At 62.4% G+C, this 5719-nt stretch carries 8 protein-coding genes and 1 tRNA gene; 2 read left to right on the forward strand and 7 right to left on the reverse strand.

All coding sequences use genetic code 11. The annotated features are described in order from the left end of the window. Positions 1–373: 373 nt before the first annotated feature. Complete coding sequence (locus tag ACH2EI_RS11295; RefSeq protein ID WP_395160074.1) at positions 374–598, forward strand: DUF433 domain-containing protein; 225 nt, start codon at positions 374–376, stop codon at positions 596–598. 413 nt (positions 599–1011) lie between these two features. Here the strand turns inward: ACH2EI_RS11295 and ACH2EI_RS11300 are convergent, their stop codons facing one another. Continuing rightward, positions 1012–1860, reverse strand: a complete 849-nt coding sequence (locus tag ACH2EI_RS11300; protein WP_395155584.1) for an MBL fold metallo-hydrolase — start codon at positions 1858–1860, stop codon at positions 1012–1014. A gap of 59 nt (positions 1861–1919) precedes the next feature. On the opposite strand from ACH2EI_RS11300, the gene ACH2EI_RS11305 reads away from it, so the two are divergent. Continuing rightward, positions 1920–2195: a hypothetical protein gene (locus ACH2EI_RS11305; RefSeq protein ID WP_395155583.1), complete on the forward strand. Its 276-nt coding sequence runs from the start codon at positions 1920–1922 to the stop codon at positions 2193–2195. Between the two features lie 273 nt (positions 2196–2468). On the opposite strand, the gene ACH2EI_RS11310 is transcribed toward ACH2EI_RS11305, so the two are convergent. The 6 genes from ACH2EI_RS11310 to ACH2EI_RS11335 form a co-directional block, all read right to left on the reverse strand. Continuing rightward, complete coding sequence (locus ACH2EI_RS11310) at positions 2469–3041, reverse strand: GNAT family N-acetyltransferase (protein WP_395156764.1); 573 nt, start codon at positions 3039–3041, stop codon at positions 2469–2471. Positions 3042–3241: 200 nt separating this feature from the next. Continuing rightward, a complete protein-coding gene (locus ACH2EI_RS11315; RefSeq protein WP_395156762.1) occupies positions 3242–3463 on the reverse strand; it encodes a hypothetical protein in 222 nt (73 codons plus the stop codon). Between the two features lie 89 nt (positions 3464–3552). Continuing rightward, entirely contained in the window at positions 3553–3951 is a 399-nt protein-coding gene (locus ACH2EI_RS11320; RefSeq protein ID WP_395156760.1) for a PIN domain nuclease, read from the reverse strand. Further along, positions 3948–4148, reverse strand: coding sequence for a type II toxin-antitoxin system VapB family antitoxin (locus ACH2EI_RS11325; RefSeq protein WP_395156758.1), 201 nt, complete (start codon positions 4146–4148; stop codon positions 3948–3950). Before ACH2EI_RS11325 ends, ACH2EI_RS11320 begins: the two co-directional genes overlap by 4 nt. 30 nt (positions 4149–4178) lie before the next feature. Next, entirely contained in the window at positions 4179–5390 is a 1212-nt protein-coding gene (locus tag ACH2EI_RS11330) for an Arm DNA-binding domain-containing protein (RefSeq protein ID WP_395160076.1), read from the reverse strand. Positions 5391–5487: 97 nt separating this feature from the next. Beyond that, positions 5488–5560 (reverse strand) — tRNA-Arg (locus ACH2EI_RS11335). Positions 5561–5719 lie beyond the last annotated feature (159 nt).

Raw genomic sequence — 5719 nt, forward strand, 5'->3', positions numbered from 1 at the left:
GACGACGATCCAACCCGCGACTGATCAAACGCAAGTACTCCAAGTGGCACATCAAACGAGCACGACACACCGACTGGCCACAACCAACCGGACCACCCACCACCACCATCCGACCACCTAACTGAACGGCATTGCATCTAGCAGGCCTTATGAGCGCCCCTGGCAGGAATCGAACCTGCGACACACGGTTTAGGAATCGCCAGATGCACGTCCGGGCGGCGATGGTGCGTCCGTCGCGTGGCCTGCATCCAGGTGCTTTGCGAAGCCGGCGTGCGACAAGTGTGGTCGAATCCGGGTAGCAGCGGTGCGTTTGCTACCCAAACGCTACCCAAACACCTCACGAGCAATTGCCCCGATCAAGTACGATGTCGTCATGAATCGGATCACGGTGGACCCGAAGGTGATGGGCGGCGTTCCGTGCCTTCGCGGACTTCGTATTCCGGTCGCCACGGTGGTCAACATGGTCGCTGGCGGCCTCTCGGCGCAGGAGATCGTCGACGAGCTTCCGCCGTTGGAAGCCGAAGACGTCGCCGCTGCGCTGCGTTTCGCCGCCGATGCAGTGTCGGATCGTGAGATCCTGCTTCAGCCCACGGCGTAATGTTTCTCGTCGGTCATCTTGTTTCGTTCGCGGAATGCACTGACCGCTGATCAGCACACCGAACTGATTCTGAGTCACCTGGCCGACCTCACGCCGGATCTGTCAGAAGGTGCTGTTGTCGTAGTGAGTGACGACCGGATCCGGATCCGCCGGCTCCCGCTCCTCCACGACACCTGAGCGGTCTTCCGCGCGGGATTCTGGAGCGGGCTCGACTGTCCGGAAAGTGCCGATACAGCGCGGTTTGTGGCTCTTTGCCGGCGAGCGTTATGGAGCGGGTCAGGTGTGGTCGACGCAGGTGAGCGCCCTGAACCGGACCTGCAGCAGAGTCGCCTCGGTCGGGGCGTGTTTGGGGATGTCAGTCGCCGATCACGAGGACCGCGTTGGGTTCCTTCGTGCCGGTGGCTGCATCGGTGCTATCCGAGTGTCACCGTGGTCAGATCCCGGGCCACGATCAGGTTGCCGTCGTAGCCGCCGGATCTGACGTCATCGGCGAAAGCCTGTTCCTCGGCGTCGTTTCTCGGCGGCGGAATCAGATGGGTCAGAATCAGGGTTGGGGTTTCGAGCGCTGCTGCCTGCTTGCCGATGGCTGCTGTGTCGGCGTGATAGTCCTTGATGAATGCGTTCGGCGCGTCATCGTCGATCATGCTGAATCTCAACGCCTCGTAAACGACAACATCTGCGCCGTCGGCCAAGTCGGCGACCTCGTCGCAGACCAGCGTGTCGCCGGTGATAGCAACGATTCCATCGGGCGTTTCGATTCGATAGCCGACCGCTCCTTGCACCGGTTCGTGGCGAACCTGTCCGGCCTTGACCACGACGTCACCGTGTCGCCAGACCTCGTTCACACCATCCGGATTCGGGAACGAGATCACGTCGATGCGGGGATTGTCCGTTCGGCCTGTGTGGCTTTGGCGGACCTCCAGATCGTCATCCCAGATGTCGAGGAGACGTTCGGCAAAGCGCACCGATGGCCCTTCGGGGGCGACGATTGGAAGTGGGTCAAGCTGGTCGCCGCGATTCATTGTCCAGCGGGTCAGCACGATGTCTTGCAACCCGGTGGTGTGGTCGGAATGGTGGTGCGTCAAGAACACCGCTGAGAGCTGGCCAGGGCTTGAGTTCGCTCCCATCAGCCGCATCACTGTTGAGCGTCCGGCATCGAACTGCATATGAACGTCGCCATAGGTGACCAGCACGCCCGGCCCTGCTCGGTCTGGTTGAGGAATGGGACAACCTGTACCGGTGATGGTCACAACTGTGGTCATGGTCGACATTGTCGACCGTACGGCCACTCGCCACAAGCTGACACCACCCGGTGGGCGACATGAGTCGTTACATCACCGCCTCAGAGCAGAGCGCGTCCGAGCCAGCGAGGACGGTTCCCGCCCGCTCAGGATCCGGCACGATGAGCGACGCTCGGCCGACGTTGCCGTCCCCGCAGCCGACGTGCGTTCTCGCGCACCGGACCGAGCTGGCCAGAAAGGCGTTTATGGCAGACGGCGGCACCGACTCAGGACGACTCGCCACGGGCGGGGCGTCGATCGCGCCCAAGGAATTGACCGAGATGCTCAAAGCCATCAACGCGATCTTCGGCAAGTAGTGGTCTGGAGAGCAGCGGTTGGCGGAGGATTCGCCGATCGGGCCTCCAGCGGACTCGTCCCGAGCGACAGCCAATCGTGACAGCGTGAGGCGAGCGATCAGAATCTTCACGCCGACAGCCATTGACGCCGCCGATATCCGGCAGCGGGGATCGCCCATCACTTGTCCCGGCCGGACCCGACATCGTGCACAATCTCGAGCGGGTAGCCGAGCACCGACGTACCGATACCGAGCAGTGGTCTGCCCGCGGGCGCTTGAATATTCTGGAGCGGGTTCAGCCGGCATGGATGGGTCGGGTCCGGGCGTAGGACCACATATCTCGTGAACTGCCGCCAACCCGTTCCCAGTTCCGCAGTAGAGCCTCGCGACCGAAACCGGCACGCTCAGCTGTCTTGATTGAGGCGGTGTTCCACGGCTCGATGAAGAGGCTGAGTCTGTCCACGTCGAGATGTTTGAAAGCCCAGTCGCTCAGCGTCCGTAATCCAGCTGATGCAGCGCCGTGCCCACGGCCGGACTCAGCGATCCAGTACCCGATCTCGGCGCGGCCCTTGTGGAGATGGGAAATCCACAACCCGATCTGACCGACGGCTCGGTCTCGTTGACGGTCGATGATTGCGAGCGACCATCCCTCGCCCGAAGTCAGCCGGGAGTTCTGCCGATCGATGAACGCTCGACCTTCCTCGGGTGTCCACTCGCTGGGAACGGTCGTGATCGTTGGGATGAAGTCATCTCGTGATGCCTCCTCGACCAGGTGAAGATCGACGGCCTCGAACGGGCGCAGGCGGTAGTGGTGGCCGTCGATCTCGATCGGCGGCAAAGGCGAGCCAAACTCAACTTTGATTGTCACGCCGTCCAGATTGCCAGGCAGATCAACTCGCAACGCACTCAGTTTGGTCAAAGCTCATCGTTCGCTCTTGGCTCCAGCACGCCGATGAACATTCTGGAGCGCGTACCCGAGCGAAGATGTGTAGATCTCGTACGGGCAGGAGCGCACGATCCCAGTGATGTTCTGAGCTATCGCAGAGCAGGCGCCTCGATGTGCAGCTGCTACCGCCGATTTCGGAGGTGCCGTCGTAGCGCCGGGATTCCGAAGAAGACGAGAACGAACGGAAGTATCAGCAGATCAAGAGCCGTGCCGGTGTACGCCGACCGATTGAGCAACTTCGACCATTCAGACTCGTTCGCCTCGGCCTCTGCGATTCGAGATGCCTCATCCTCGATTGACTTGTCGTAGCGCCGTCGCCACTGGTTCTTGCCTGCGGTCGCCATCGGGCAAGCTTCGCCCATTCGACCGCCGTCCGTCAACCGGTCGGCAACGGCTTCGAACGAGTTCTTCTGAGCGGTTCGGTCGGCAGGGGTCAGCTTCGGGAGTCTGGGTGTAGTTGCACGTCGGTGTGTCGTGCCAGTGCCGCGAAATCGACGTCAGCGTGAAGGATCTCAGCTGCGGCGCGGACGGCGACAGCGCCGATCAGGCAGTCGATGAGTTTGCGGACGGTTTCGCCGTGGGCCCGACACGAGCGGTACATCGACGCAGCGTCGTCGTAGTCGGCGGGCGTCGTGGGCAGCATCGTCGTTCGGGCCAACAGTCCACGCAGTTGGATCAGATGCCTCTCGTCGCGGGCGCCGGCCAGAACTTCCATCGACACGGCATCGCAGATCGCAAGGTCTGCATCAAGCAATCGGTCGACAACGACGCAGACCTGTGAGCCGGTGTCGCGCAAGAACTCGATCCACGCCGAAGTGTCGACGAGAATCACGCCCTGCTCGTGCGCATCTCATCGAGGTCGCCGTCCCAGCCGGTTCCGCGCATCGATCGGGCATCGTCGAGGCCGAGCGGTTCGCCTGCGACGTGGCGCAGTGCAAGGTTGACCGCCTCGCGTTTCGTGCTGAGGTGGTACCGCTCCATTACTCGCTGGCAGAGATCTTCGTCAATGTCGATGTTGGTGCGCGCCATACACCTATGATACACCAAACGGTCCGCCAGTCAACGGACACCCGCCACTCTGACCCGTGCCCAACGCGTCAGGTTCGGACCTCGGCCGAGGACGACTGTGTTGCCCTTCGACGCAGCCCGGCTCGTGCCCTCAGCTGGTGATGTCGCGGTTCGGAAGGTCACGAACGAGATAGTGGTGGCCGCGATGCCGTAGAGCGTCGTGAGCCCGAGCGCGAGCGACCATTCGAGGTCGGGCGTTCCTCCTCCGGCGAGCGCGCTGAGTGTGCCACCGGGGAGATAGTCGGTGAGGTCAGGCGCGGTGATGGCGATCAGGTTTTCGACGACGAGCAGCCACCCGATTCCTAGGCCGATGGCGACCCCGGCGCTACGGGTCAACACGGCGATGGTCAGGCCGATCAGGCCCCAGACGAGTGTCGGCACGAGAAAGTTGAACGCACCGCTCAGCAGCTCAACCGGGGCGTCGGTTCGCCAGGCTGCTGTCTCGACGTCGTAGATCCGGGCGAGCGGGCGAGCTACTGCTGCCGTTGTCAGCACGGTCACGGTGCAAGCGATCACGGTGAATCCTGTGAGTGCGACGAGTTTTGCGGTGAGCAGTTTGAGTCGGCGCATGCCGGTCATCGCAGCGGGGTGCAGCATCGGACCAGCCCGATAGTCCTCGGAGAACTCGAGGAAGCGACGCAGCTCATCGGGCGTCCACACGTTCATGTCCGGCGCACGATCACGCGCCGCAGCCAAGCTCGGCGCGTCGGCGAGACTTGCGACGTTGCGCATCACCAAGCCCTTGCGCTCAGCATCGTCGAGCAGCTTGCCGAGCTGGGTGTGCACGTGATGCACCGTCGTCATCGACAACGGACGACCACCCACACCACCCGACCTGAGCAGCGCCGCGTACAGGTCATCGAGGTCGGTCGGGCGAAGGTCTTGCAGTCGGTACGAGCCGAGTGTCGGGAGCACATAGCTGCTCATCGTCTTGCGGTAGCCCTCAATCGTCGACACCTTTCGACCTTGCGTCTCCAGGGAATCGATCCACGTCACGAAGAAGTCCCGCAGCCGGACCGCGGTCGGCGCCACAAACTCCTGTCGGCGATGCGAGTCAATTGCCTCAGCCAACGCTTCCTGCGCCTCGCGTTTCGTCGCGTACGACTTCTTCGACTGGCGGCGGCGGTCGCCTTCGTGCCACGAGATGTGCGCGATCCACGGCTTCTTGCGGTCGTCACGTCGATAGACGGAGCCGTTCGCCATGGGTGCCTTCCGGAGTAAAGCAGGAAATTCTGCTACCCAAACAGCTGATTCCCGTAAATCAAGAATCGGCTCAAGCCATCTACCAGGTGTTTTATAGCGCCCCTGGCAGGAATCGAACCTGCGACACACGGTTTAGGAAACCGATGCTCTATCCACTGAGCTACAGAGGCGGGGCCGGCGCGAAAGGTGGGAGAAAACCCCCTGGATCCGCTGGTGCCGGCAACGTGGACCGATTGTAGAGGCCGGTTGACGATCCGAACCCGCTTTCGAACACCCGATTTCGACTTGGTCGCGCGAAATGTTTGGCGATGCGCCGTGCCGTGTCCGAA

The sequence above is a fragment of the Ilumatobacter sp. genome, assembly GCF_041688325.1.
Classification (GTDB): Bacteria; Actinomycetota; Acidimicrobiia; order Acidimicrobiales; family Ilumatobacteraceae; genus Ilumatobacter_A.